This window comes from Pseudomonas sp. L13, assembly GCF_009935965.1.
In the GTDB taxonomy this organism is placed as follows: domain Bacteria; phylum Pseudomonadota; class Gammaproteobacteria; order Pseudomonadales; family Pseudomonadaceae; genus Aquipseudomonas; species Aquipseudomonas lactis.
This window is the reverse complement of record NZ_QODJ01000026.1, coordinates 1-24,831: the sequence shown is the minus strand read 5'-3', so window position 1 is coordinate 24,831 and position 24,831 is coordinate 1. Positions and strand designations below refer to the sequence as shown.

Annotated in this window: 26 protein-coding genes; 13 read left to right on the top strand and 13 right to left on the bottom strand. The window is 59.8% G+C overall.

Annotated features, from left to right (window positions below):
- Window positions 1-177: 177 nt before the first annotated feature.
- From cgtA to DK871_RS14740, 5 genes are all read left to right on the top strand, one after another.
- A complete protein-coding gene (cgtA, locus tag DK871_RS14760; protein ID WP_003194084.1) occupies window positions 178-1,401 on the top strand; it encodes an Obg family GTPase CgtA in 1,224 nt (407 codons plus the stop codon).
- A gap of 109 nt (window positions 1,402-1,510) precedes the next feature.
- Window positions 1,511-2,629 (top strand): glutamate 5-kinase, encoded by a 1,119-nt coding sequence (proB, locus tag DK871_RS14755; protein ID WP_003194083.1) that lies wholly within the window; start codon window positions 1,511-1,513, stop codon window positions 2,627-2,629.
- 16 nt (window positions 2,630-2,645) lie between these two features.
- Window positions 2,646-3,110, top strand: coding sequence for a CreA family protein (locus tag DK871_RS14750; protein WP_003194082.1), 465 nt, complete (start codon window positions 2,646-2,648; stop codon window positions 3,108-3,110).
- A 102-nt stretch (window positions 3,111-3,212) separates the two neighbouring features.
- Window positions 3,213-3,695, top strand: a complete 483-nt coding sequence (locus tag DK871_RS14745; RefSeq protein ID WP_161905542.1) for a glutathione peroxidase — start codon at window positions 3,213-3,215, stop codon at window positions 3,693-3,695.
- Between the two features lie 218 nt (window positions 3,696-3,913).
- On the top strand, window positions 3,914-5,017 hold the full coding sequence (locus DK871_RS14740; RefSeq protein ID WP_161905541.1) for an NADH:flavin oxidoreductase: 1,104 nt from the start codon (window positions 3,914-3,916) through the stop codon (window positions 5,015-5,017).
- Here DK871_RS14740 and DK871_RS14735 read toward each other — a convergent pair.
- Together DK871_RS14735 and cysZ are read right to left on the bottom strand one after the other, a co-directional pair.
- Complete coding sequence (locus DK871_RS14735) at window positions 4,986-6,188, bottom strand: glycosyltransferase family 1 protein (protein ID WP_161905540.1); 1,203 nt, start codon at window positions 6,186-6,188, stop codon at window positions 4,986-4,988. The two genes, DK871_RS14740 and DK871_RS14735, sit on opposite strands and share 32 nt — an antisense overlap.
- Before the next feature lie 54 nt (window positions 6,189-6,242).
- Window positions 6,243-7,007 (bottom strand): sulfate transporter CysZ, encoded by a 765-nt coding sequence (gene cysZ, locus DK871_RS14730; RefSeq protein ID WP_019817478.1) that lies wholly within the window; start codon window positions 7,005-7,007, stop codon window positions 6,243-6,245.
- Between the two features lie 294 nt (window positions 7,008-7,301).
- On the opposite strand from cysZ, the gene trxB reads away from it, so the two are divergent.
- A complete protein-coding gene (gene trxB, locus DK871_RS14725; RefSeq protein WP_003194076.1) occupies window positions 7,302-8,264 on the top strand; it encodes a thioredoxin-disulfide reductase in 963 nt (320 codons plus the stop codon).
- A 185-nt stretch (window positions 8,265-8,449) separates the two neighbouring features.
- On the opposite strand, the gene DK871_RS14720 is transcribed toward trxB, so the two are convergent.
- From DK871_RS14720 to DK871_RS14680, 9 genes are all read right to left on the bottom strand, one after another.
- Window positions 8,450-8,788, bottom strand: a complete 339-nt coding sequence (locus DK871_RS14720) for a HopJ type III effector protein (RefSeq protein ID WP_161905539.1) — start codon at window positions 8,786-8,788, stop codon at window positions 8,450-8,452.
- Between the two features lie 92 nt (window positions 8,789-8,880).
- A complete protein-coding gene (locus DK871_RS14715; protein ID WP_161905538.1) occupies window positions 8,881-9,657 on the bottom strand; it encodes a TorF family putative porin in 777 nt (258 codons plus the stop codon).
- 106 nt (window positions 9,658-9,763) lie between these two features.
- Window positions 9,764-11,506 carry an amidohydrolase gene (locus DK871_RS14710; RefSeq protein ID WP_161905537.1) on the bottom strand — a complete coding sequence of 581 codons (1,743 nt, stop codon included), beginning with the start codon at window positions 11,504-11,506 and terminating at the stop codon, window positions 9,764-9,766.
- 179 nt (window positions 11,507-11,685) lie between these two features.
- Window positions 11,686-12,570, bottom strand: a complete 885-nt coding sequence (locus tag DK871_RS14705; RefSeq protein WP_161905536.1) for a helix-turn-helix domain-containing protein — start codon at window positions 12,568-12,570, stop codon at window positions 11,686-11,688.
- 57 nt (window positions 12,571-12,627) lie between these two features.
- Window positions 12,628-12,924, bottom strand: a complete 297-nt coding sequence (locus tag DK871_RS14700; protein WP_161905535.1) for a DUF1244 domain-containing protein — start codon at window positions 12,922-12,924, stop codon at window positions 12,628-12,630.
- A 15-nt stretch (window positions 12,925-12,939) separates the two neighbouring features.
- Window positions 12,940-13,311: a dihydroneopterin triphosphate 2'-epimerase gene (gene folX / locus DK871_RS14695; protein WP_003194073.1), complete on the bottom strand. Its 372-nt coding sequence runs from the start codon at window positions 13,309-13,311 to the stop codon at window positions 12,940-12,942.
- Between the two features lie 2 nt (window positions 13,312-13,313).
- Window positions 13,314-13,874, bottom strand: coding sequence for a GTP cyclohydrolase I FolE (folE, locus tag DK871_RS14690; protein ID WP_003194072.1), 561 nt, complete (start codon window positions 13,872-13,874; stop codon window positions 13,314-13,316).
- A 20-nt stretch (window positions 13,875-13,894) separates the two neighbouring features.
- Entirely contained in the window at window positions 13,895-14,605 is a 711-nt protein-coding gene (folM, locus tag DK871_RS14685; protein ID WP_161905534.1) for a dihydromonapterin reductase, read from the bottom strand.
- A gap of 57 nt (window positions 14,606-14,662) precedes the next feature.
- On the bottom strand, window positions 14,663-15,220 hold the full coding sequence (locus DK871_RS14680; protein ID WP_032895348.1) for an antibiotic biosynthesis monooxygenase: 558 nt from the start codon (window positions 15,218-15,220) through the stop codon (window positions 14,663-14,665).
- Between the two features lie 213 nt (window positions 15,221-15,433).
- On the opposite strand from DK871_RS14680, the gene DK871_RS14675 reads away from it, so the two are divergent.
- On the top strand, window positions 15,434-16,402 hold the full coding sequence (locus DK871_RS14675) for a MerR family transcriptional regulator (RefSeq protein ID WP_161905533.1): 969 nt from the start codon (window positions 15,434-15,436) through the stop codon (window positions 16,400-16,402).
- Here DK871_RS14675 and DK871_RS14670 read toward each other — a convergent pair.
- Both DK871_RS14670 and DK871_RS14665 read right to left on the bottom strand, forming a co-directional pair.
- Entirely contained in the window at window positions 16,393-16,998 is a 606-nt protein-coding gene (locus tag DK871_RS14670; RefSeq protein ID WP_161905532.1) for a hypothetical protein, read from the bottom strand. The genes DK871_RS14675 and DK871_RS14670 overlap by 10 nt on opposite strands.
- A gap of 58 nt (window positions 16,999-17,056) precedes the next feature.
- A complete protein-coding gene (locus DK871_RS14665; RefSeq protein WP_161905531.1) occupies window positions 17,057-17,524 on the bottom strand; it encodes a PAS domain-containing protein in 468 nt (155 codons plus the stop codon).
- Window positions 17,525-17,653: 129 nt separating this feature from the next.
- Here DK871_RS14665 and DK871_RS14660 point away from each other — a divergent pair, with 129 nt between their 5' ends.
- From DK871_RS14660 to DK871_RS14635, 6 genes are all read left to right on the top strand, one after another.
- Window positions 17,654-18,109: a flavodoxin gene (locus DK871_RS14660; RefSeq protein ID WP_161905530.1), complete on the top strand. Its 456-nt coding sequence runs from the start codon at window positions 17,654-17,656 to the stop codon at window positions 18,107-18,109.
- Between the two features lie 175 nt (window positions 18,110-18,284).
- Window positions 18,285-19,067: a class II aldolase/adducin family protein gene (locus tag DK871_RS14655; RefSeq protein WP_161905529.1), complete on the top strand. Its 783-nt coding sequence runs from the start codon at window positions 18,285-18,287 to the stop codon at window positions 19,065-19,067.
- Window positions 19,067-19,969 (top strand): alpha/beta fold hydrolase, encoded by a 903-nt coding sequence (locus tag DK871_RS14650; RefSeq protein ID WP_161905528.1) that lies wholly within the window; start codon window positions 19,067-19,069, stop codon window positions 19,967-19,969. Before DK871_RS14655 ends, DK871_RS14650 begins: the two co-directional genes overlap by 1 nt.
- A gap of 118 nt (window positions 19,970-20,087) precedes the next feature.
- Entirely contained in the window at window positions 20,088-20,999 is a 912-nt protein-coding gene (locus DK871_RS14645) for an SDR family oxidoreductase (protein ID WP_161905527.1), read from the top strand.
- A gap of 480 nt (window positions 21,000-21,479) precedes the next feature.
- Entirely contained in the window at window positions 21,480-23,270 is a 1,791-nt protein-coding gene (locus tag DK871_RS14640; RefSeq protein WP_047711749.1) for a DUF1302 domain-containing protein, read from the top strand.
- A 27-nt stretch (window positions 23,271-23,297) separates the two neighbouring features.
- Complete coding sequence (locus tag DK871_RS14635; protein WP_161905526.1) at window positions 23,298-24,656, top strand: DUF1329 domain-containing protein; 1,359 nt, start codon at window positions 23,298-23,300, stop codon at window positions 24,654-24,656.
- Window positions 24,657-24,831: the final 175 nt, after the last annotated feature.

Below are 24,831 nucleotides of genomic sequence, written 5' to 3'. Positions count from 1 at the left end.
AAAAGCCCTGTCTTGCGACGGGGCTTTTTCGTTTGTGGAGTGAGTCTCTTGCAAAGCTGTCTGTGATGAGCTCAGGCGCTGGTTTGCGGTCGCTGATTGAGGTCGCTGCGCTCATTTTTGCAAGAGTCTTATGTCTTGGTTTCTTAAGCTCGTCCATGCGGCGAGAGGCGTTTTGTTATGAAGTTCGTTGATGAAGTTTCAATCCGAGTAAAAGCAGGCGACGGCGGTAACGGTTGCATGAGTTTCCGTCGCGAAAAATTCATCGAAAACGGTGGCCCGAACGGCGGTGACGGCGGTGACGGCGGTTCCATCTACATGATGGCCGACGAGAACCTCAACACCCTGGTCGACTACCGTTACACCCGGCACTTCGATGCCGAGCGTGGCTCCAACGGCGGCAGCACCGACTGCACCGGTAAAAAAGGTGAAGACCTGGTACTGCGCGTACCGGTCGGCACCACGATCATCGACTCTGCGACCCAGGAAGTGATCGGCGACCTGACCAAGGCCGGCCAGAAGCTGATGGTTGTGCAGGGCGGCTGGCACGGTCTGGGTAACACCCGATTCAAGTCCAGTACCAACCGCGCACCGCGCCAGACCACGCCGGGCAAGCCAGGCGAGCAGCGTGACCTCAAGCTGGAAATGAAAGTATTGGCGGACGTGGGCCTGCTGGGCCTGCCGAACGCGGGTAAAAGTACCTTCATCCGCTCGGTATCGGCCGCCAAGCCGAAAGTCGCCGACTACCCGTTCACGACCCTGGTGCCAAACCTGGGTGTGGTCAGCGTAGACCGCTGGAAAAGCTTCGTGGTTGCCGACATTCCTGGCCTGATCGAAGGCGCTTCCGACGGCGCAGGCCTGGGTATCCGCTTCCTCAAGCACTTGTCCCGCACCCGTTTGCTGCTGCACCTCGTCGACATGGCGCCGCTGGATGACACCAGTGCTGCCGATGCCGCCGAAGTCATCGTCAGCGAGCTGACCAAGTTCAGCCCGGCCCTGGCCGAGCGCGATCGCTGGTTGGTACTGAACAAGTGCGACCAGATCCTGGAAGAAGAGCACGAAGAGCGCGTCAAGGAGATCGTTGATCGCCTGGAGTGGGAAGGTCCGGTCTATGTCATCTCGGCCATCGCCAAAGAAGGCACCGAGCGCCTGACCCGCGACATCATGCGTTACCTGGAAGACCGTGCCGACCGCCTGGCGGCCGACCCGGTGTACAAGGCCGAACTCGCCGAACTCGACCAGCAGATCGAAGACGAAGCCCGCGCCCAGTTGCAGGCCCTGGACGACCAGCGTGCCCTGCGCCGCAGCGGCGTGAAGTCGGTCCACGACATCGGCGACGATGATTGGGACGAAGAAGACGTGGATGATGAAGACGGTCCGGAAATCATTTACGTGCGTGACTGATCCGTTGCGATAAACTTGAACGCCGCTCCCTGGAGCGGCGTTTTGGTATCCGGGTATAACGTTATGGGCAGCGCTGGGTCGCGCGGCCCTCACTCTAAGGTTGAAGATGATGCGGAGCAAAGTGACAGGTGCGCAGCGCTGGGTCGTGAAAATCGGCAGTGCGCTGTTGACGGCGGATGGCAAAGGTCTGGATCGCGCAGCCATGAGCGTCTGGGTCGAGCAGATGGTGGCCTTGCATGAAGCAGGCGTCGAGTTGGTACTGGTGTCGTCCGGAGCGGTTGCCGCCGGGATGAGCCGCCTCGGCTGGACCGCGCGACCCAGCGCGATGCACGAACTGCAAGCCGCCGCCGCCATCGGCCAGATGGGCCTGGTGCAAGCCTGGGAGTCCAGCTTTGCCGAGCACGGCCGCCACACGGCGCAGGTGCTGCTGACCCACGACGACCTGTCCGACCGCAAGCGCTACCTCAACGCCCGCAGCACCTTGCGCGCGCTGGTGGAGCTCAAGGTCATCCCGGTCATCAACGAAAACGACACCGTGGTCACCGACGAAATCCGCTTCGGTGACAACGACACCCTGGCCGCCTTGGTGGCCAATCTGGTAGAGGCCGACCTGCTGGTGATCCTCACCGACCGCGATGGCATGTTCGACGCCGACCCGCGCAACAACCCCGATGCCCAGCTTATCTATGAAGCCCGCGCCGATGACCCGGCGCTGGATGCGGTCGCCGGCAGTGTCGGCGGAGCCCTGGGCCGCGGTGGCATGCAGACCAAGTTGCGCGCCGCGCGCCTGGCGGCGCGTTCGGGGGCCCACACCATTATCGTCGGCGGGCGCCTGGAGCGCGTGCTCGATCGCCTCAAGGCCGGTGAGCGCATCGGTACGCTGCTGTCGCCGGAGCGCGGCATGCTGGCAGCGCGCAAGCAATGGCTGGCCGGTCATCTGCAAACCCGTGGCACCCTGGTGCTGGACGCAGGCGCAGTAGCGGCGTTGTCCCAGGGCAACAAGAGCCTGCTGCCGGTGGGGGTGAAGTTGGTGCAGGGCAGCTTCCGTCGTGGCGAGATGGTGGTGTGCGTCGCCCCAGACGGTCGCGAGATTGCGCGCGGCCTGGCCAACTACAGCGCCCTGGAAGCACAGAAGATTATTGGACAACCCTCCGACGCCATTGTCGGACTCTTGGGTTATATGGCAGAACCGGAACTGGTTCACCGCGACAACCTGATCCTGGTCTAACCATAGGAAATACACGATGCGCGTGATGAAGGGATTGCTCGGCCTGCTGTTGGCCATGCCGCTGCTGGCCTCGGCCGAAGAGGTCGGCCAGGTGTCGACGGTGTTCAAGTTCGTCGGCCCCAACGACCGGATTGTGGTCGAAGCGTTTGACGACCCCAAGGTCGATGGCGTGACGTGCTACCTGTCGCGTGCCAAGACCGGCGGCGTAAAGGGCGGCCTGGGCCTGGCCGAAGACCGTGCCGAAGCCTCGATCGCTTGCCGCCAGGTGGGCCCGATCCACTTCAAGGGTGAGCTCAAGGACGGCGACGAAGTGTTCAAGGAGCGCACCTCCCTGGTGTTCAAGACCATGCAGGTCGTGCGTTTCCTCGACAAGAAGCGCAACACCCTGGTGTATCTGGTGTACAGCGACCGCCTGATCGAAGGCAGCCCACAGAATGCGGTGACGGCGATTCCGATTTTGCCCTGGCCGACCGCTCAGTAACCTGCAGGCGAGTTTCGTCACCGGCGTCTATGATTGCAGCTTTGCCGGTTGTAAGCTCCGAAGGGCTGCAATGCAAAGAACATGGGATATCTGGAGTTCGTCATGAGTGCTTTCCACGATCTGAAACTCAAAGCCTTGGACGGACAAGCGCTACCGCTGGCGCCTTTCAAGGGCCAGGTTGTGCTGGTGGTCAATGTGGCGTCCAAGTGTGGTTTGACCCCGCAATACGCGGCGTTGGAGAACCTCTACCAGCAGTACAAGGCCCAGGGGTTTACCGTGCTTGGCCTGCCCTGCAACCAGTTTGCCGGTCAGGAACCGGGCAGCGAGGAAGAAATCCGCGAGTTCTGCAGCCTGAGCTACGGCGTAACCTTTCCACTGGGCAGCAAGATCGAGGTCAACGGCCCTGGTCGGCACCAGTTGTACCGCTTGCTGGCGGGCGAGGGCGCTGAATTCCCCGGGGATATCACCTGGAACTTCGAGAAATTCCTGTTAGGTAAAGATGGCCGCGTACTTGCGCGCTTCTCACCCCGTACGCCCCCAGAAGATCCCTCCATCATCCAGGCCATCGAAAAAGCCCTGGCCTGACTCCCATCCACTGTAGGAGCGAGCTTGCTCGCGAAAATCGCCAACGATAACGCGTGCTTCCTTAAGTACGTGGCATCCTCGGGTTCTTCGCGAGCAAGCTCGCTCATACAGGTATTTGGGCGCTTTTGTACCTTAATCATTTAGATCAATAGTGCTATGAGTGGCGCTGTGGTCTGCATATTATCCACGTCATAAATTCCTTTGCCGTGGAGCGTTCCATGCCCGTCCAAGCCTTGTTCAAACCCTTCCAGCTCGGTGCATTGCAACTGTCGACCCGCGTGGTCATGGCGCCCATGACCCGCTCGTTCTCCCCAGGTGGCGTACCCAACTCCAAAGTCATTGAGTACTACCGTCGCCGTGCGGCTGCCGGTGTGGGCTTGATCATCACTGAAGGCACCGTGGTCGGGCACCAGGCTTCCAACGGCTACCCCAACGTGCCGCATTTCTACGGTGAAGCCGCCTTGGCTGGCTGGAAGAAAGTGGTCGATGCGGTCCACGCTGAAGGCGGCAAGATTGTCCCGCAGCTGTGGCATGTGGGCAGTGTGCGCCGTATCGGCACGGAGCCTGATGCCAGCGTGCCGGCTTATGGCCCGATGGAAAAGCTCAAGGACGGCAATGTCGTTGTGCACGGCATGACCAAACAGGACATCAAGGAGGTGATCAACGCCTTCGCCCAAGCCGCCAAGGATGCCCAGGCCATCGGCATGGACGGCGTGGAAATCCACGGTGCCCACGGCTACCTCGTCGACCAGTTTTTCTGGGAAGGCAGCAACCAGCGCACCGACGAATACGGTGGCAGCCTGGCCAACCGTTCGCGCTTTGCCATTGAACTGATCCAGGCGACCCGCGCCGCTGTCGGCCCGGACTTTCCGATCATCTTGCGTTTCTCCCAGTGGAAGCAGCAAGACTACACCGCGCGGCTGGTACAAACCCCTGAAGCGTTGGGTGAGTTCCTCAAGCCACTGTCGGACGCCGGCGTGGATATTTTTCACTGCTCCACCCGCCGTTTCTGGGAGCCGGAATTTGAAGGCTCCGACCTCAACCTGGCCGGCTGGACGCGTCAGCTCACCGGCAAGCCAACCATCACGGTGGGCAGCGTGGGCCTGGATGGCGAGTTCCTGCAGTTCATGGTCAACACCGACAAAGTCGCCCAGCCTGCCAGCCTGGAGAAACTGCTGGAGCGCCTGAACAACGATGAGTTCGACCTCGTGGCTGTAGGCCGTGCGCTGCTGGTGGACCCGGATTGGGCCGTGAAGGTGCGCGAAGGGCGCGAGGGTGACATCTTGCCCTTCAGTCGTGAGGCGCTGATGACCCTGGCGTGAGCGGTGAGAGGGCAGGCACCGGTTGACCGTCCTCGCATACCCCACGCAACTGGCGCTCGAATTGCTCGATAATTGCCGGCCAGCCCTGGCGGCTGGCATGTTGTCGGGCATTCAAGCGCGCTCTGCGTAGCGTTTCACGCTCCTCCAGCAGCCAGATGGCCGCATCGCAAAACGCGTTTTCATCCCCAGGCATTGCCAGTGCGCCGCTATAGCCATGACGCAGATGCTGGCTTGCGGCTGCTTGATCATAAGCCACCACTCCCAGGCCTGAAGCCATCGCTTCAAGTACCACATTGCCGAAGGTTTCGGTCAGGCTTGGGAACAGGAACAAATCCCCTGAGGCGTAATGCTTTGCCAACTCCTCGCCGCGTTGAGCTCCGCAGAACACCGCATCGGGCAAGTCACGTTCCAGTGACGAACGTTGGGGGCCATCACCGACGATAATCAGCTTCATGCGCCGCCTTGGGTAGGTAGCTTGCAATGCCTCAAAGCAGCGCTTGAGCAGCCCCAGATTCTTCTCCTGGGCCAGGCGTCCCACATGCAGGACGGCAATATCGTCGTTCTCCACGCCCCAATCATCACGCAAGGCATTATTGCGTTTGGCTGGATGGAACAGTTGGCTGTCCACACCCCGCGACAACATGCCCAGACGCTCGAAATGTCGACGCTCCAACTCCAGGCGCTGACTGGCACTTGGCACCAGGGTCAGGCTTGAGCGGTTATGAAACCAGCGCAGGTAATGGGTGACCACGCGGCTCAACAGGCTCAAGCCATACTGGTTCGAATACTGCTGGAAATTGGTATGAAAGCCGCTGACCACGCTGATGCCCAGGCGCCGCGCGGCGCGCAACGCCGAAAGCCCCAGCGGCCCTTCGGTGGCGATATACAGCACATCGGGGCGCTGGCGCGTCCAGCGGCGCAGCAACTTGCGCATTGACGATTGGCCCCATTGCAGCCCTGGATAGCCGGGCAATGGCCAGCCGCGGCACAGCAGCAGTTCATCGTCGCTGGGGCGGCTTTGGTCGGCATTCTGGCGTGGGCGTACCAGCTCGACCTGATGGCCGCGTGAGCGCAAACCTTCGCACAGGCGGCCAAGGGTATTGGCCACCCCGTTGATTTCCGGCGGGAAGGTTTCGGTAATGAGGGTGATGTGAAGCGAGGCTGTCGTCATGACCCACAGTGTCGGCGTGGGCCATGTCGCCATTGTGTCAGTGCGATGATGGATTTATGACTTGGCCACCGCTTGCTGCGCCATCGCTTCGGCGCCTTGCTCACGCACCCAGAACAACGTCGCCCCGGCCACCGCCGCTGGCATCATTAACAGGTTGACCACCGGCACCAGCAGCACCAGGTAAACAATGCCGCCAAAGCTCATGCTCTGCCAGCGCTTCTGGCGCAGCCAGGCGAGCATTTCGTTCCAGCCCAGCTTGTGGTTGTCGGCCGGGTAGTCGATGTACTGGATCGCCATCATCCACACGCCAAACAACAGCCACAACGGCGCCGCGATCAGGTTGACCACCGGGATGAACGACAGGATAAACAGGCCGATGGCACGAGGCAGGAAGTAACCCAGCTTACGCATCTCCCGCGCCAGGGTGCGCGGGACCATGGCGGCCAGTTCAGCCCAACTGAACGGCGGGAAGTCATCGGTGCCACGTACCACGACCTCGACTTTCTCGGCGAGAAACCCGTTGAACGGCGCGGCGATGATATTGGCGAGCATCGTGAACGTGAAAAACACCATCAGCACCACCAGCACGACAAACAGCGGCCACAACAGGTAATTCAAAAAACCTAGCCAGTGGGGCAGCGTTGGCATCAAGCTGTCGACCCACAGGCTGAACTGATGGCCGGCAAAATAGATCAACCCGACGAACAGCACCAGGTTGATCGCCAACGGCAGCAACACAAACAGGCGCAGGCCAGGGCTCAACACCAGTTTGAGGCCTTCACGCAGGTATTGCGGGCCGGAAAGAGCAGGGGCGGGCATGGAATACTCCGAGCAGAATGGCGAACGCGCCGACCTTACCGGCTTTGCACCTGATGTGAAAGCTCCGGCAGGTAGGCGACATCCAGGGTTACAAAGGGGTCGATTAACTCAATCGCGCGCATAGAGAACACCTATGAGCTGGATTGTTAATGCGTATTTCCTTAATCTTGCCCCCCTCGATACGCTGCACCCATTATTTTTCAGGACCTGGCGAGTCAAAGCCTTCCCCAAGTGCTTCGCCGTCCTTTTTTATTCCCGCCGCCCTGTAGTCTGGGCGGTCGGTAGGAGTGAGTCATGTCTGATACCCGTCATTCCCGAGTGATTATTCTCGGTTCCGGCCCTGCCGGTTACAGCGCCGCTGTCTACGCTGCCCGGGCCAATCTCAAGCCGCTGCTGATCACCGGCATGCAGGCGGGCGGTCAGTTGACCACCACTACTGAAGTCGACAACTGGCCGGGCGATGTCCACGGCTTGACCGGCCCGGTGCTGATGGAGCGTATGAAAGAGCACGCCGAGCGCTTTGAAACCGAGATCGTCTTCGACCATATCAACAAGGTCGACTTCTCGAAAAAGCCTTACAGCCTGACCGGTGATAGCGGTGTGTACACCTGCGACGCACTGATCATCGCCACCGGCGCCAGTGCACGTTACCTGGGCCTGCCGTCGGAAGAAGCGTTCATGGGCAAGGGCGTTTCGGCCTGCGCCACCTGCGATGGTTTCTTCTACCGCAACAAGCCGGTTGCCGTGGTCGGCGGTGGCAACACTGCCGTGGAAGAGGCGCTGTACCTGGCCAACATCGCCAGCACCGTGACCCTGGTTCACCGCCGCGAGACCTTCCGCGCCGAGAAAATCCTGATCGACAAGCTGCACGCCCGTGTTGCTGAAGGCAAGATCATCCTCAAGCTCAACGCCACCCTGGATGAAGTCCTGGGCGACAACATGGGTGTGACCGGTGCCCGCCTGAAGAACAACGACGGCAGCTTCGACGAGCTGAAAGTCGACGGTGTGTTCATCGCCATCGGCCACACGCCGAACACCTCGCTGTTTGAAGGTGTGCTGGAAGCCAAGGACGGGTACCTGGTGGTGCAGGGCGGCCGTGAAGGCAATGCGACTGCGACCAACATCGAAGGTATCTTCGCTGCCGGCGACGTGGCAGACCACGTCTACCGCCAGGCCATCACCTCGGCCGGCGCCGGTTGCATGGCGGCCCTGGATGCTGAGCGTTACCTCGACGGTTTGAAGGATGCGTCCTTCTAAATCGCTGAAATAAAAAAACCGGCTGCGAGGCCGGTTTTTTATGCCTGCGATTCAAGCAGCACCGCAATCCTGAGGTGTTAACCCAATCGCTGTGGGAGCTGGCTTGCCTGCGATAGCGGTGTGTTAGTCGCCAACGCCATCGCGGGCAAGCCCGGCTCCCACATTGATCGGGTTTTCACATCGAATCAGCGGCGAGTCAAAGGTTGTTGGGCAAACTTCACACCTGCCAAACCCTGCGCAATCAACGCCCGAATATTGCCATGGTCACTGCCGTCCGGAGTGGCCACCACCGACCGGTAATGCTCACCAAACGCCAGCAGTGCTTCCTGATCACTCAACCCTTCCAGCAGCGCCAGACCCAAGGTCTTGCACGACCCTTCATTTTGCCCGGCGGCATTTTCCACACTGCCGTTGGTGAAGGCTTGCGGCTGGTAGTCGTAACCGGCGGCGATAAAGGCCAGGGTGTCGGCAAAGACATGTTCGCCGCTGTTGAGGCTGGCGCGCAGGGTATTCAAATCTGTCATCGGTTCTGGCTCTTTCTTAACGGGTGTATGTGAGATTACCTATAGTAACTTTTTCAAGGTTATTTCGAACCACATGCAAGCTGACGGGCGGGTTAGAACGGCTTGCTCGCGCCGGCCACTATTGTTGCGCTGCACAGGTTATCGAAGCCGGTAAAGCTGGTGCATTCGGCTTTCGAGAGGTCGGTGTCGATATAGCTCAGCGACCAGTTAACGCCGACCAACTCTCGGCTGAACTTGATTTCCCAGTTGTGATAATCGGCACGGCCGTTGCCGTTGTTACTGAAAAATACATCGTCTTTGTAGTCGACGTATTCATAGCGAGCTTCCAGGCCGACCTCTGCGGGCAGCACGGTGTGGTAACCGATGAACCACGACGACAGGTCCTCGTCTTGTTTACCCTTGTGGAACTGGCCATGTTCATCCTCGTAGTCGGGGCCTTTCATGTTGCGCACGTATTTGCCGCCGAGCAGAACGCCGTAAACATCAAGGACAGTCTTGAGTTCACCCTGGTTGTAATCGCTTTGGCGCGGGTACTCATACTGCGTGTAGAAAGTGTCCAGGCTGATGCCTTCATGGATTTGCCAAAAATAGCCGGCGAAATATTCGATTTCCTGGCGCGTTTTGGAGCCATTGCCAAAATCGACATTCGAGGTCCAGACGCCGGCGTACAAACCACTGGCGTGGTTGAGGGTAATCCCCAGTTGTGCGGCAGGGTCACCCAGGGTTTGCGAGAGGCCACTGGTGCGATAGTCGCTGACCAGCGCGGGGTTGATGATGAGCTCGAAGCTGTCGTTGAGCTCGACGGCTTGAGCGTTGGCCAGTGGGGTCAAGGCGAGCGCTGCAAGCGTGAAGACGCAAAGTGCGTTCATAGGAGTCTCTTATTGTTATGAGTGTGTGAGTTATTCCAGGCGCGACCATGCCCAGCGCCGCTGTGGGGGCGGCGCCAAGTGTTTTGTGTGATGTTGAGCGAGTGAGTCAGGCGCCGGGGGCGTAAACCTGTTTGCCGGAGAAGAAGGTGTTCAGGACCTTGGTCTCGAATAGCTCGTCGTCACTGACCTTGAACACATCGCGATCAAGGACGATCAGGTCAGCCTGCTTGCCGGGTTCCAGCGAGCCGATCTGTTGATCCAGGCGCAGAGTCTTGGCGGCGTTGAGGGTGTAGGCGTAGAGCATGGTCTGGCGATCAAGGCTTTCCTTGGCGTTAAGCACTCCCAACGGGCCCTTACGCGTGCTGGCCTGAGCAATGGCATTCCACGGGTTGGGGCCAGAGACGGGCCAGTCACTGCCGCCCGCGATGGTTGCACCCGCGTCATGCAGGGATTTGGCGGGGTACAGGTGATCGTAGGCAGACGTACTGATGTAAGGCTTGACCAGTTCTTCGGTGTAACTCTCGCTGGTGGCCCACAGCAATTGCATGGAGGCAATGACCCCCAGTTGCTTGAAGCGAGGGAAATCGTCTGGGTTGACCACTTGCAAGTGGGCGAGGCTATGGGCCACAGGCGTCGGGTTGAGGCGGCGCGCATAAGCAACGCCATTGAGGGCTTCACGTACGGCGCGGTCACCGTCGGCGTGCACATGCATGATCCAGCCGCGCTTTTCCGCAGCCACCACCAACTCACCGAAATGCTTCGGATCAATCAGCAACTGACCGCGTTTATTAGTGTTTTTGTAGGGGACGATGACCGCTGCGGTCTGCCCTGGAAACTCCATGATGCCGTCAGCAAAGATCTTGATGCCGGGGAATGTCAGGTTGGGCACGCCCTCGAATTTTTTCATCACCTTGGCCACGGCTTCCAGGTCGGCCGGCTTGCTTTTGGAGTTGGTCAGCATCAAGGCGGCGACGTGGGCACTGAGTTCGCCCTTCTCGGCCAGTTCGCGGTAGAACGGCAGCACGCCGTAGCTCTGCTCCGTTGCGGTGAAGTCGAACAGCGAGTCGCCATTGCCGGCGTTTGATGCCGCATCCATCCACGCGGTGACGCCATAACCATTGTTGACCTTCACCGCTTCGCGGGCAGCCTTGAGCATGATCTCTTTGCTCGGTGCAGGAACCTTATTGCGGACCTGATCCCAGCGAGACTCGGCAAAATAGCCGGTGGGGGTGAAGTCGTTTTCGTGACCGATGTAGTCACGCTCGTTCGCAGGCAGGCCTTTTACCAGTGCCGCATCGACTTTCACACGCTTGAGCATGGCGTTGTTGGCCCAGCCGGTGTGGCCGTCGATGCCACTGAGCACCAGCGGTTGGTCGGCCCAGCGACCCTGGTTGAAGATCTTGCCCAGTTCGCGGCTTTTATCCCAATAGGCCGAGCTGGTGCCGGCAATTAAGATGACGTCCCCGGATCTTGCCCGGCCTGCCTTATCTTGCTCGATGATCCATTGCTCAAGCTCGGGCAATGGCTTTTCTTCATCCAGCAAGTTGGCACCCAGGCTCGCGAGACCTGCAGACACCGGATGGCTGTGAGTATCAATCATGCCGGGCATCAAGACCTTGCCCGCAAGGTCGAACCGTTGAGTGTTGGCATCGGCGAGGGCATTGATCTGTGCGTCGCTGCCGACTTCGAGGATCTTTCCGTTTTCCACCGCCACCGCTTGAACCAGCGCTTGGCCGGGGACACCGGTGAAAACCTTGCCATTGGTGAATACCAGATCGGCTGCTGCCATGGCCTGCAGTGAGGGGACCGTTAATATCGCGGCCAGAACACAGGGGGTAAATCGCTTCATTCAAACGCCCTTTTATTGATTTTGTTCTATTGAGGTTTTAGCGACGCAGCACATCAATGGCCGGCGAACGCACGGTTCCTTGTTTGAAGTAGATAATGCGGGCGCAAGAAGGCTGGCCTCTATCCGATTTACGCTTGCGTGCGAGCCTCATTTTGGTGCGCAAGCGCTTGGGGGCCGATTCAGCGGGGACGTAAGAGTGTGCGGCTGGGGAGTTCACCAAAAAGCTGGTAATAGGCCTGGGAGAAACGGCCCAGGTGCCAGAATGACCAGCGCATGGCGACTTCCGCCACGGTCGTCTCTGCTGGCACCCTGCGCAGTAAGTCGCGGCGGGCAAAGTTCAATCGGCGTAACCGCTGCCATTGGCTGGGTGATACACCGATAGAAGACGTGAAGCGTTGTTGCAACTGACGAACAGACACCCCGGCGCCGTTGGCCAGTTGCAACACATTGAAGTGTTCTTGCGGGCTGGCCATGACCAGGTCGAAAACCCGTTGGATAAGACGGCGGTCATGGGCTCGGTGTTTCAGGCTTGCCAGGTCCGGCGTCTGGCTCGGGCAATCGAGGATATACAGGCAATCGTCGACCAGCTGTTGTGCCAGCCCTTCTTCAGGCACCGGGGATTGCCCCACGGCCAACCGTTGGAGCGTACTGCTCAACCAGTGGCCAAAAACCTGGCTCTGCCGGGAAACCAGCGGGGTGAGGAACATGCCATCCAGGTTGCTCATATTCAGGCAATCAAGTTGCTTGAGGTAGTGAGGGCCAATCACCACCGCGACTTCTTTATAGTTTTGCGGGGTGACCCACGTGTTCTGACTGTCCTCGTTGAGCAGGTACAGCGATCCGTCACCCGTATCAAAACTGAAGACCAATGAACCAGCGGGCGCATGGAAATGCTGCTCCACCCGCGTGTTCATCTGCTCTTCATACACCTCGATGCCGTCCAACTGCATGTAGACAACTTTGCCCCGAAAATACCCTGGGGACATTTGCTGGTAGTGCTCCTGCCAGCCGGAAATCGCCAGTTGCTGATCCACATCCGCAGTATCAAAGGTTTGAATCTGCATGCTTTTGCTTTCCTGGTTTTTCCCGCGGGCTGGCCCCACGTCGTGAGGGCTTAGCGCCTAACCCTGGGGGTTGCCTTTGGCAAACGCGGCCTGTTGCTCGGCGTTGGCTTCTTGCTGGTATTGGGCTTTCCACTCGGCGTACGGCATGCCGTACACCACTTCACGGGCGTCATCGAGGCTGAGCTCGATCTGGCGTTCGTCGGCTTCGGCCTTGTACCACTTGGACAGGCAGTTGCGGCAGAAGCCGGCAAGGTTCATCAGGTCGATATTCTGCACATCCTTGCGGCTGTCCAGGTGGGCCACCAGTCGGCGAAAGGCGGCGGCTTCGAGTTCGAGGCGTTGTTGGTCGTTCATAGGGCTCACTTGCTATCAGCGGCTGGCGGCCAGAGTGATCGAAACCGACTCGGCAAAGCGCAGCGCGTGGGGTTTGTCGACTTCGACTTCGGCGTACAGCACCGATTCGTTGCTCATCACCAGGTCCAGCAGTTCCTGGGTCAGGCGCTCCAGCAGGGCAAAGCGATTGCCTTCGACGTGAGCGATGATGGCCTTGGTGATGGTGCGGTAGTTCAGGGCGTGGTCGATGTCGTTGTCACGTACGGCTTCCTGGGCGGCATACAGGATGGTCAGGTTGATCAGCACATCCTGCTTGTTGAGGATCTCGTCCTCGTTGATGCCGATAAAAGTGCGCAGGCACAGGTCCTTGACCCGGATACGCGCCATGCCTGGTTGAAGTTGTGGCATTGCTACTTGCTCCGTCCAATCAGTTGCAGGAACTCCATGCGAGTGGTGTTCGACTCGCGAAAGGCGCCGAGCATCACCGAGGTGTTCATGGTTGAATTCTGTTTCTCCACGCCGCGCATCATCATGCACATGTGCTTGGCTTCGATCACCACCGCCACGCCGGCGGCTTGGGTCACGTCCTGGATGGCGTCGGCAATTTGCCGCGTGAGGTTTTCCTGGATCTGCAGGCGCCGGGCGAACATGTCGACAATGCGCGCCAGTTTTGACAGGCCCAGCACCTTGCCGGTCGGAATATAGGCCACGTGGGCCTTGCCGATGAAGGGCAGCAAGTGATGCTCGCACAACGAATACAACTCGATGTCCTTGAGGATCACCATCTCGTCATTGTCAGACGCAAACAGCGCGCCGTTGACGATTTCTTCCAGGTTCTGCTCATAGCCATGACACAGGTACTGCATGGCCTTGGCGGCACGCTTGGGCGTATCGAGCAGGCCCTCGCGCTGTGGGTCTTCGCCCAGGCCCTTGAGGATCTCGCGGTAGTGGTGGGGCAGGGATAAGGTCATACAACATCCTCAAAAACGGCTTACTTGATATGCCGCCCACCGTTGACGGTCAGGGTGGTACCGGTGACATAGGGGTTGTCCAGCAGGTAACGCACGCTCTGGTAGATCACCTCGGGGCCGGGCTCGATGCCCAGGGCCGACTTGGCCAGGACCTTGGCGCGATAGGCCGCGTCATCGCCTTCGTTGAACATCACCATCGCCGGGGCGATGCCGTTGACCTTGATCAGCGGCGCGAACTGCGCGGCAAACGATAGCGTGAGGCTGTCGAGCCCGGCCTTGGTGGCGCAATAGGCGATGTGCTGCCGGCTGCCCTTGCGCACCACGTCATCGCTGATATGCACGATATCGGCGGGTGTCGAGCGTTGCAGCAAAGGTGAACAATGCAGGTTGATCAGGTACGGCGCAAGCATGTGCACACTGAACATGTCGATAAAGGCACGGCTTTCGGCGCCCGGGGTTTCGGCGACCCAGGCTGAAGCGTTGTGGATGATTGCACGCAGGCTTTGGGTATGGGTCTGCAGCGCGGCAATAAAAGCCAGAATGCCGGCCTCGCTGGAGAAGTCGGCAAACACGCCGATGGCACCCCGATCACGTAGCGCCTGCACGCCGGGGCGTTCGCTGCGGTAGCTGAAAATCACCGCTTGGCCTTCATCCAACAGGCGCTCGGCGCAATGCAGGCCGACACGCTGGCCGGCACCGGTGATCAGGATCGGAGCGTTGGTTGCATTCATGGGGGGCTCAAGTCGCTGGCAGGCTCAAACTATACCAGCGCCCCGGCCTCCCTGTACTCAAGCGGCGGCTTCGGTGACTTTGCGAGGGGGCGAGGGGTGCAGCCAGTTCGCCAGCAGGTGGGTCGACAGCGGTATAAAAAGGTAAACCATCAGCGGGGTCAGGGCTGCGGTGCTCACCAGTACGCGGCTGAACAGGTCCAACTCGCTGAGCAGCGGCCCCAGGCCGAAGTTGAACAGCAGCGATACCGGGAAAAATGCCAACCAGATGGCTACCGCCTGTTTCCAGCGTGGCGGGCGGGCACCCACGGCACCAAACCAACCATCGATACCGCTGACACGGTGCTCCGACGGGTCGGCAAACAGCTCGCTGCCACGGCTCAGCCACGCGCTGCGCGAAGCGGAAAACTCCCATGCGTGCAGGGTTTTTTCATCGGCGAAGCGGAAGATGATCTGGAATTCATCATCATGGGGTGGTGGCGCCAGCACGCCGGAGCCCAGGTAACCGGGGAAGTCAGTCGCCAATTGCTCGCCTTCGCGCAGCCAGGCCATCAGTTCTTCGTAGCGACCTTTGGCCACGCGGCGCGCAACCATCAAGGTGACGGGTGAGGTAGACATCGTATATCTCCAAATCAGCAAGTGCGCCGAGCCGGGTAGGCGGCGCACGAACGAAGCTGCGGGGTGGTGCAGCGACGCAAAAGAACAGGCAAGGATTATTCCGGTTTTGCCCAAATACGCCAGAAACTTCGGATGGATCGCCGTAGATCTTGAATCATGCAGTTCAATCGGCGTTAAATAGGATCCAAATTCATACAAGTTTTTTGACTGCTGATGCCTGAAATCACTGCGCCTCTTCGCGAAACGACACCCGACAGCCACACTGACTGCGAGGGGCTGTTTCCGATTCGTGAAGTGGCAAGACTCACAGGCGTAAACCCGGTGACGTTGCGTGCGTGGGAGCGTCGCTACGGTTTGATCCAGCCTTTACGCACCGAAAGTGGGCACAGGCTGTACTCAAGCACCGATATCGACACCGTGCACCGCATCCTCGACTGGATCGAGCGGGGCGTGGCGGTGAGTAAAGTCGGCAAGCTCCTGGCGCGCGACCCACAGGCCAACGAACTGGCCTCGGCGTCACGCAGCGATACCGAACTGGAGTGGCGCCAGTGGCAGGCGCAACTGCGGCTGGCCATCAGTGCCTTTGATGATCGTGAGCTCGACCGGTTGTACGGCCAGATCTTCAGCGTCTATTCGACGACCGTGGTGTTCCAGGACATTTTGGTCCCGCTGTGGCAACAATTGTTACGTCACCAAGGCCGCTTTGGCCAAGCCAGCGAGTGGCTGTTCTTCGACAATTTCCTGCGCTCGCGCGTCGCACGGTGCCTGCAAGTGGCCTGTGCCTCGCTAGCGCCCAGGGTGTTGCTGTCAGCCATCGCCGGAGAGTGCCGTGAGCTGGAGTTACTGGTGGCGGGCTTGTTGATGTCGAGCGAGAAGCTGGCGGTCAAGGTCCTGGGCGTTGGCCAGCCACTGGATGAGTTGACGCTGATCTGCGAGCGCACCCGGCCGCAAGCCTTGGTGCTGTTTTCCAACCACGCCCCAGGGGCAGAGTTGGCGTCGCGGCTCAATCGCCTGGCCTTCACCCTCGATTGCCCGTTGCTGCTGGCTGGAGAAGCGTCGGACCTGGCAGAACACAGCCTGGCAGGGTCGTCGATTGGTTGCCTGGGCAATGACGGACGCTTGATGCCGCGCCGCTTGCAGCAACTGCTCAGCGGCCAACTGGGTACCGAGTCTCAGGCGTGAACGTGAGGATGGATCAGGCGGTGCTGGTGCAGGATGAACTGGCGTAGCCGTTCGATCTCATCGGCATCGCTCTGGCTCAGGCGATAGGCGAACAGGCCTCGGGCGGTTTCCCGCTCCAGCGTGCCGCGCAAGGCGATGCGTTCGTAACCGGAAGGGCTGAACCACAGCGAAAAGGTCTTGGGCGGTTTGACCCGGCCACGCACTTCTACCAAAACACCTTTGAATGACACTTCGTGCACCCACAATGCGCTGGGGTAGCCCTTGATGTTTTCCAGCGCCACCGGCGTTTCAAGGGCCAGGCGCCATGGGCGGATCATCGGCCCATCTTCAAAAATGCTCGGTACGCCCAGGCGCAAATGCACGGCATGAAACTCATCTTCCACCAGGTGCAACGGGAAGGTGAGTTGCTGGTTGTCGAACTGCGCCTGGATGGTGACCTGGTCGTGGGCGGCCAGTCGCGTGAGCAAATCGCGAATCTGTGCGCCGCCATTAACCGTCAGGCTCGACCATGCATCCCGCAGGTTGAGCTGCGGGTTGTGCTGCATGTCCTGGATAAAGTCCAGTTCGTCCTGCGTCAATAGCGTGTCGCGTTGCATTGATCTAGCTCAAGGCTGAGGCATTAAAAAGCCATTATCGCTCTAAAGACCGCGTTTTTTACAGTTTGTTAAATCCACTCGTCGCCTTGAGTGCCGCGAGCTCGCTCTTGAGCTCGGCTAACTGGGCTTCCAGTTGGGCGACGCGCTGTTGGGCTTTGACTTGAGTGGTGACGTCTTTTTGCACGCCGACGAAATACGTTTGCTTGTCGACCTCGTTGTACACGGTCGAAAGCGACAGCTCGTTCCAGAAATGAGTACCGTCCTTGCGATAATTACGCAGGATCTCGCGGCAGGCGCCGCCGTTGTCGAGCGCCTCACGAATGGCCATCAGAGCCGGTTGGTCGCGATCGCCCGACTGCAGGAAGCGGCAGTCCTGATACAGGATCTCGTCCAGGGTATAGCCGGTCAGCCGTTCGAAGGCCGGGTTGACGTAGATCAGCGGTTTATCTTTGCCTTCGCGTTCGGCAACGACAATCCCGTCGTTGGACGCATTGACGACCATTTGCAGCAGCTTGGCGTTAATCATTGAGCGGTCCCTGGCCTGGTTTTGACCTTGCCAGTTTATGGCAAGTCTGGAATGTTGCACGGTGCGCACTGAAATAGTGGCACAGCCTGCTAATATCCCACGCTTTCACTCAACTACAGGATCAGATTGATGAAAGTCGCCATCCTCTCCGGCTCGGTCTACGGTACGGCTGAAGAAGTCGCTCGCCACGCGCAAGAACTCCTCAAGGCCGCAGGTTTTGACGCCTGGCATAATGCGCGTGCCACGCTGGCAGACGTGCAGGCCTTTGCTCCCGAGGCATTCCTGGCAGTGACCTCAACCACCGGCATGGGCGAGTTGCCCGACAATCTGATGCCTCTGTATTCGACCATTCGCGACCAACTGCCCGCCGCCTGGCGCGGCCTGCCGGGTGCGGTCATCGGCCTGGGCGACGCCAGCTATGGCGATACCTTCTGTGGCGGCGGTGAGCAAATGCGCGAATTGTTCGCCGAACTGGGCATCCGCGAAGTGCTGCCGATGCTGCGCCTGGACGCCAGCGAGAGCGTCACCCCGGAAGCTGACGCCGAGCCTTGGCTGGCCGATTTGATTCCCGCGCTGCGCGGTTGAACACCCGAGAGCGCCGTCATTGACGGCGCTTGTTTGACACGTATTTGTACTATTCTCTTGACTGACTCGCTCAGTCATCAAGCTGGCTGCGAAGGCAACTCCTTCCACCTCGGCGTCTGACTAGACTGGCTCTCACTTTAGACACAATAAGAAGTGCGCCAAGGAGGTCATTGCCATGAGCCTAGCCCCTGCTCCATCGCCACAGAATGTCAAAAATCAGGTCAGCGCCGCCGAATGGCAAACCCGCGTGGACCTGGCGGCCTGTTATCGCCTGGTGGCCATGCACGGCTGGGATGACCTGATCTTTACGCATATTTCGGCCAAGGTGCCGGGTACTGAAGATTTCCTGATCAACCCCTATGGGTTGATGTTCCATGAGATCACCGCGTCGAGCCTGGTCAAGGTTGACCAGGCCGGCAATAAGCAAATGGACAGCCCCTACGAGATCAACCCTGCGGGCTACACCATCCACAGCGCCATCCACGAAGTGCGCCATGACGTGACCTGCGTGCTGCATACCCACACCGCTGCGGGCGTGGCGGTGTGTGCGCAAAGGCAGGGTGTATTGCCCATCAGCCAGCAATCGCTGTTCGTCCTGTCGAGCCTTGGCTATCACGCCTATGAAGGCGTGGCGCTCAATCACGAGGAAAAGGCCCGGCTGCAAGCGGATCTGGGCCAGAACAATTTCCTGATGCTGCACAACCACGGCCTGCTGACCTGCGCCGGCACCATCGCCGATACCTTCCTGATGATGTTCACCTTTCAGCGCGCCTGCGAGATTCAGGTACTGGCCCAGAGCGGCGGCACCGAGTTGATCGCCATCGAGCCGCAGATTCTTGCCGGTGCCAAGGCGATGGTGGCCGCTGTCACAAAAAGCGCCCAAGGTATGGGCGGTGCGCTGGCCTGGCCGGCACTGCTGCGCAAATTAGACCAACAGGACCCCGGGTATAAAAGCTGATGCCAATCGCCGAGATACCGCTCAGAGCCTGGCGCAAGCGCGGCCAGGACTTCGTCTTTCGTGGCCACACCGTGCGGTATTGGGTGGCCGGGCAGGGCGAGCCCTTGCTGCTGATTCATGGTTTCCCCACGGCCAGTTGGGACTGGCATTACCTGTGGCAACCCCTGGCCCAGCGCAACCTGGTGATCGCCTGCGACATGCTCGGCTTTGGCGACTCGGCCAAACCCTTGAACCACGAGTATTGCCTGTTGGAACAGGCCGATCTGCAACAGGCGCTGCTTGAGCACCTGCGGGTAGAGCGGCCGGTGCATGTGTTGGCTCATGACTATGGCGACAGCGTCGCCCAAGAGTTATTGGCCCGGCATTACGAGGGGCGGTGCCAGATGGCGAGCTGCGTATTTCTAAACGGCGGGCTGTTTCCGGAAACCCATCGGCCGGCGCTGGTGCAAAAGCTATTGCTTAGCCCTCTGGGCTGGATGATCGGGCGGGCCTTTGGGCGCAATGCCTTGGCCAGCAGTTTCAACCAGATCTTCGGCCCCCAGACGCGGCCCAGTGAAAGCGTGCTGGATGATTTCTGGAGTTTGATCAGTTGCAATGACGGCCCGCGTATCCTGCACAAACTCATCGCCTACATTCCCCAACGCCGCCGCCTGCGCGAGCGCTGGCTGGCGGCCATGCAGCAAGGCAAAGTGCCGCTGCGGGTGATCGACGGCGAGGTAGACCCGATTTCCGGGGCTCATATGGTCGAGCGCTATCGCCAACTGGTGCCCGAGCCCGACACGATAAGACTGGCCAATATCGGCCACTACCCGCAGATCGAGGCGCCGGTCCAGGTGCTCAAGCACTACCAGGCGTTTCGTGAGCGCATCGGCCAGCCTTCACCGCGTGCGGCCTATTCCTGAACCTGCGCATCATCCCGCTGCCTTATCAGGCACCATTCAGCCCTGGGCGTCTTTATTGTGACCAAAGGCTGCGTGCGTGACACTCTGCCTATTCCCATTGTCGCCAGCGGAGTTCGGTATGAGTGAGTCAGTGCAGTTCCAGGATAAGGTCGTGATCGTCACCGGCGCCGGTGGTGGCTTGGGCCAGGCCCATGCGCTGCTGTTCGCCAGGCACGGGGCCAAAGTGCTGGTCAACGACCTGGGTGGCTCAACCCAAGGCGAGGGCGCCAATGCCTCGGCGGCCGACCGGGTGGTGGCGCAGATTCGCGCGGCGGGCGGCATTGCCGAAGCCAACCATGACTCCGTCACCGACGGCGACAAAATCGTACAGAACGCCCTGGATGTTTTCGGCCGGGTCGACGTGGTGGTCAACAACGCCGGGATCCTGCGCGACAAGACCTTCCACAAAATGGACGACAGCGACTGGGACTTGGTTTACCGGGTGCATGTCGAAGGCGCTTACAAAGTCACCCGCGCCGCCTGGCCGCATTTGCGCGAGCAGGGTTATGGCCGGGTGATCTTCACGGCGTCGACGTCCGGTATCTACGGCAACTTCGGCCAGTCCAACTACGGCATGGCCAAGCTGGGCTTGTATGGCTTGACCCGCACCCTGGCGCTGGAAGGGCGCAAGAACAACATCCTGGTCAACGCGATTGCTCCTACCGGTGGCACGCGCATGACCGAAGGGCTGATCCCGCCGCAAGTGTTCGAGCGCCTCAAGCCGGAACTGGTCAGCCCGTTGGTGGTGTACCTGGGCAGTGAAGCCTGTGAGGAAACCGCAGGCTTGTTTGAAGTGGGGGGCGGCTGGATCGGCAAGACCCGTTGGGAGCGCAGCCTGGGTGTGGGTTTTGATCCCGAGGCCGGTTTTTCGCCAGAGGATGTGGCCGCGCACTGGCAGCAAATCTGCGACTTTGAAGGGGCTGCGCACCCCAAGGACAACATCGAGGCGTTGAAGGAAATGATGGCCAACTTGCAGAAGTTCAGCCTCTGATCATTGCCGGTAAATCAATGAATCCCACGGGGCGTCGATGACGCCCCGTTTTATTTGGGGCATAAAAAAGGCCGCTGCATAGGCAGCGGCCGAAGTAAGACGTTGGATCAAGGAGCGACAAATCAACGTCAGTGAACACCGGGAACAGACTGATTACTGGATCAATCCGTTAAAAATCAGCTTTTCCCCCCATGCGGAAGCGGGCCGTTTGCCCTGAAAGCCAGGCAAGAATAATCGGTTGTAACAGAATGAGTAATAGCAAATCGGGACAAGGACTATTACCAGATCGGCAATAATTACAAGGCACCATCGATTCTTCTGATAACCCTTCATCCATCGCATGCATGGCCCCGGGCCAACGCCCGGCCAGCGAACCCCGTCATCCTTTCGAGCGACAACACGAATACCTCCTTGGTGCGCTTATCGCTCCTCAAGGGCGGCAGTAGGGTGGGGCCTTCTGTCAATCACCGGGGAAGACGCATGACAAAAACAATAATGCGCGCCATCTTCACGCCACAGGCGCTGGCCACTGCGGTTGCGCTGGGCTGCTGTGCCCAGGCGCAGGCTGTTTCGTTCAATATCGGCGAGATCGAGGGGCAATTCGACTCCTCGCTGTCGGTCGGGGCCAGTTGGGGCATGCGCGATGCCGATAAAAGCCTGGTCGGCACCGTCAATGGCGGGACGGGCCAGGCGTCCACCGGGGATGACGGGCGTCTCAACTTCAAGAAGGGCGAGACCTTCTCCAAGATCTTCAAGGGGCTGCACGACCTTGAATTGAAGTACGGCGATACCGGCGTATTCGTGCGCGGCAAGTATTGGTATGACTTCGAACTCAAGGACGAAGACCGAGAGTTCAAGCCCATCAGCGACCACAACCGCAAGGAAGGCGCCAAATCCAGCGGTGCGCAGATCCTCGATGCCTTCGTCTACCACAACTACTCCCTGGGCGACCTGCCCGGCACCGTGCGCGCCGGCAAGCAGGTGGTCAGTTGGGGCGAAAGTACCTTCATCGGCAACTCCATCAACAGCATCAACCCGATCGACGTGTCGGCGTTCCGCAGGCCCGGTGCCGAGATCAAGGAAGGCTTGATCCCGGTGAACATGCTGTTTGCCTCCCAGAGCCTGACCAATCAACTGACCGTGGAAGGTTTCTACCAACTGGAATGGGACCAGACGGTGCTCGACAACTGCGGCACCTTCTTCGGCGGGGACGTGGCGGCGGACGGCTGCACCAATAACTACACCGTCGGCAGCCCGGCGATCCGGCCGCTGCAACCGGTGGCGGCGGCCTTTGGCCAAGGGTTTGGCGTGACCAATGAAGGCGTGATTGTGCGGCGTGCCGGTGACCGCGATGCGCGCGACTCCGGCCAGTTCGGCGCGGCCCTGCGCTGGCTGGGCGATGACACCGAATACGGCCTGTACTTCATGAACTACCACAGCCGCACACCGACCGTCGGCACCCTGACCGCCAATACCAACCTGGCGACCATCGGACGCATCATCAACACCGCCAACGCCCTGGCGCCTGGCTCTGGCGCCGGTTTGGCGCAAAGCACCATGCTCGGCCGTGGCCAGTACTACCTGGATTACCCCGAAGACATCCGCCTGTTCGGTGCCAGTTTCTCCACTACCTTGCCCACGGGCACGGCGTGGACCGGTGAAATCAGCTATCGGCCCAATGCGCCTGTACAACTCAATACCACCGACCTGACCCTGGCCCTGGTCAACCCCATCGCGGGCCAACTCGCTTCACCCATCCGCAGCAATTTCGGCGATGACAACAAAGGCTACCGCCGCAAGGAAATCACCCAGATCCAGAGCACCATGACCCAGTTCTTCGACCAGGTACTGGGCGCCGAGCGCCTGACCCTGGTGGGCGAAGCGGCGGTGGTGCACGTCGCCGGCCTGGAAGACAAAAGCAAACTGCGCTACGGCCGAGACTCGGTATACGGCGCCTATGGTTTTCAAGGTGACACCGACGGTTTTGTCACCTCCACCTCGTGGGGCTACCGGGCGCGGGCGATCCTTGACTACAACAACGCCATTGCCGGTGTGAACCTCAAGCCCAACCTGTCCTGGTCCCATGACGTCGCGGGCTACGGCCCCAACGGGTTGTTCAACAAAGGCGCCAAGGCCATCAGCGTCGGCGTGGATGCGGACTATCGCAGCACCTACACCGCAAGCCTGAGCTACACCGATTTTTTTGGCGGTGACTACAACACCCTGACCGACCGCGACTTCCTCGCCCTCAGCTTCGGCGTGAACTTCTGATCTGGCTTAAAAGAAGGACAAGACCCTATGCGTAAGATGATTGCAGTGTTGGCCCTGAGCGTATTGGCCGCCAACGTCATGGCGGCAGTATCGCCCGAAGAAGCCGCCAAGCTCGGCACCACCCTCACCCCGGTCGGCGCCGAAAAAGCCGGCAACGCCGATGGCTCGATCCCGGCCTGGACCGGCGGTATCCCGAAAAACGCCGGCGCAGTGGACAGCAAGGGCTTCCTGGCTGACCCCTTCGCCAACGAAAAACCGCTGTTCGTGATCACCGCCGCCACGGTGGACAAGTACAAGGACAAACTCTCCGACGGCCAAGTGGCGATGTTCAAGCGCTACCCAGAAACCTACAAAATCCCGGTATACCCCAGCCACCGTACGGTTAACTTGCCGGCGGATATTTACGAGTCGATCAAGCGCAGCGCCCTGAATGTAAAGGCGATCAACGATGGCAACGGCCTGGAGAACTTCACCGGCAACCGTTACTACGCATTCCCTATCCCCAAGAATGGCGTGGAGGTGCTGTGGAACCACATCACCCGTTACCACGGCGGCAACCTGCGGCGCATCATCACCCAGGCCACGCCCCAGACCAATGGCAGCTACACGTCGATCCGCTTCGAGGAGGAAGTCGCGGTGCCCCAGGCGATCCCGGATATCGATCCGGCCAAGGCCGCCAACGTGATCAACTATTTCAAGCAGTCGGTCACCGCCCCGGCGCGGCTGGCGGGTAATGTGCTGCTGGTGCATGAAACCCTCGACCAGGTGAAGGAACCGCGCCTGGCCTGGATCTACAACGCCGGCCAGCGCCGTGTGCGGCGCGCGCCGCAGGTGTCCTACGACGGCCCGGGCACCGCCTCCGACGGCCTGCGCACCACCGACAACTTCGACATGTTCTCCGGCGCACCCGACCGTTATGACTGGAAACTGGTGGGCAAGAAGGAGATGTACATTCCCTACAACAGCTACAAGCTCGATTCGCCGAGCCTCAAGTACGACGACATCATCAAGGCCGGGCATATCAACCAGGACCTGACCCGTTACGAACTGCACCGCGTGTGGGAAGTGGTCGGCACCGTCAAGCCCAACGAACGGCACATCTACGCCAAGCGCCACATGTACATCGACGAAGACAGCTGGCAAGTCGCCCTGGTGGACCACTACGACGGCCGTGGCCAATTGTGGCGTGTTGCCGAAGGCCATGCGCAGTTCTACTACGACCACCAGGTGCCGGCCTACACCGTGGAAACCCTGTACGACCTGATTGCCGGGCGCTATATCGCGCTGGGCATGAAGAACGAAGAGAAAAGCAGCTTTATGTTCGGCTTCGCGGCCAAGGCGGCGGATTACACCCCGGCAGCACTGAGGTCGGAGGGCGTTCGCTGATTGCGCATCGAAGTGAGGTTGAAAATGTGGGAGCTGGCTTGCCTGCGAAAGCGGCCTGACAGTCAACACAGTTGGACCGGGTACATATCCGTTATTTAGGTAACGGCCACTTATGGTTCCGCTTTTACAGCGGCTCACTTTTGAAAAGCGCAAAAGTAAGCAAAACGCTCTTGCC

What these genes read in the sequence shown, in the direction of transcription:
- DK871_RS14635 (WP_161905526.1), top strand. Translation starts at nt 23,298, where the DNA reads ATGCGTAAGATGATTGCAGTGTTGGCCCTGAGCGTATTGGCCGCCAAC.
- DK871_RS14650 (WP_161905528.1), top strand. Translation starts at nt 19,067, where the DNA reads ATGCCAATCGCCGAGATACCGCTCAGAGCCTGGCGCAAGCGCGGCCAG.
- DK871_RS14670 (WP_161905532.1), bottom strand. Translation starts at nt 16,998, where the DNA reads ATGCAACGCGACACGCTATTGACGCAGGACGAACTGGACTTTATCCAG.
- DK871_RS14640 (WP_047711749.1), top strand. Translation starts at nt 21,480, where the DNA reads ATGACAAAAACAATAATGCGCGCCATCTTCACGCCACAGGCGCTGGCC.
- DK871_RS14735 (WP_161905540.1), bottom strand. Translation starts at nt 6,188, where the DNA reads ATGACGACAGCCTCGCTTCACATCACCCTCATTACCGAAACCTTCCCG.
- DK871_RS14740 (WP_161905541.1), top strand. Translation starts at nt 3,914, where the DNA reads ATGCCCGTCCAAGCCTTGTTCAAACCCTTCCAGCTCGGTGCATTGCAA.
- folE (WP_003194072.1), bottom strand. Translation starts at nt 13,874, where the DNA reads ATGACCTTATCCCTGCCCCACCACTACCGCGAGATCCTCAAGGGCCTG.
- DK871_RS14705 (WP_161905536.1), bottom strand. Translation starts at nt 12,570, where the DNA reads ATGCAGATTCAAACCTTTGATACTGCGGATGTGGATCAGCAACTGGCG.
- DK871_RS14660 (WP_161905530.1), top strand. Translation starts at nt 17,654, where the DNA reads ATGAAAGTCGCCATCCTCTCCGGCTCGGTCTACGGTACGGCTGAAGAA.
- cgtA (WP_003194084.1), top strand. Translation starts at nt 178, where the DNA reads ATGAAGTTCGTTGATGAAGTTTCAATCCGAGTAAAAGCAGGCGACGGC.
- folX (WP_003194073.1), bottom strand. Translation starts at nt 13,311, where the DNA reads ATGCCACAACTTCAACCAGGCATGGCGCGTATCCGGGTCAAGGACCTG.
- cysZ (WP_019817478.1), bottom strand. Translation starts at nt 7,007, where the DNA reads ATGCCCGCCCCTGCTCTTTCCGGCCCGCAATACCTGCGTGAAGGCCTC.
- DK871_RS14715 (WP_161905538.1), bottom strand. Translation starts at nt 9,657, where the DNA reads ATGAACGCACTTTGCGTCTTCACGCTTGCAGCGCTCGCCTTGACCCCA.
- DK871_RS14675 (WP_161905533.1), top strand. Translation starts at nt 15,434, where the DNA reads ATGCCTGAAATCACTGCGCCTCTTCGCGAAACGACACCCGACAGCCAC.
- DK871_RS14720 (WP_161905539.1), bottom strand. Translation starts at nt 8,788, where the DNA reads ATGACAGATTTGAATACCCTGCGCGCCAGCCTCAACAGCGGCGAACAT.
- DK871_RS14710 (WP_161905537.1), bottom strand. Translation starts at nt 11,506, where the DNA reads ATGAAGCGATTTACCCCCTGTGTTCTGGCCGCGATATTAACGGTCCCC.
- DK871_RS14750 (WP_003194082.1), top strand. Translation starts at nt 2,646, where the DNA reads ATGCGCGTGATGAAGGGATTGCTCGGCCTGCTGTTGGCCATGCCGCTG.
- DK871_RS14665 (WP_161905531.1), bottom strand. Translation starts at nt 17,524, where the DNA reads ATGATTAACGCCAAGCTGCTGCAAATGGTCGTCAATGCGTCCAACGAC.
- folM (WP_161905534.1), bottom strand. Translation starts at nt 14,605, where the DNA reads ATGAATGCAACCAACGCTCCGATCCTGATCACCGGTGCCGGCCAGCGT.
- DK871_RS14745 (WP_161905542.1), top strand. Translation starts at nt 3,213, where the DNA reads ATGAGTGCTTTCCACGATCTGAAACTCAAAGCCTTGGACGGACAAGCG.
- proB (WP_003194083.1), top strand. Translation starts at nt 1,511, where the DNA reads ATGCGGAGCAAAGTGACAGGTGCGCAGCGCTGGGTCGTGAAAATCGGC.
- DK871_RS14680 (WP_032895348.1), bottom strand. Translation starts at nt 15,220, where the DNA reads ATGTCTACCTCACCCGTCACCTTGATGGTTGCGCGCCGCGTGGCCAAA.
- trxB (WP_003194076.1), top strand. Translation starts at nt 7,302, where the DNA reads ATGTCTGATACCCGTCATTCCCGAGTGATTATTCTCGGTTCCGGCCCT.
- DK871_RS14655 (WP_161905529.1), top strand. Translation starts at nt 18,285, where the DNA reads ATGAGCCTAGCCCCTGCTCCATCGCCACAGAATGTCAAAAATCAGGTC.
- DK871_RS14700 (WP_161905535.1), bottom strand. Translation starts at nt 12,924, where the DNA reads ATGAACGACCAACAACGCCTCGAACTCGAAGCCGCCGCCTTTCGCCGA.
- DK871_RS14645 (WP_161905527.1), top strand. Translation starts at nt 20,088, where the DNA reads ATGAGTGAGTCAGTGCAGTTCCAGGATAAGGTCGTGATCGTCACCGGC.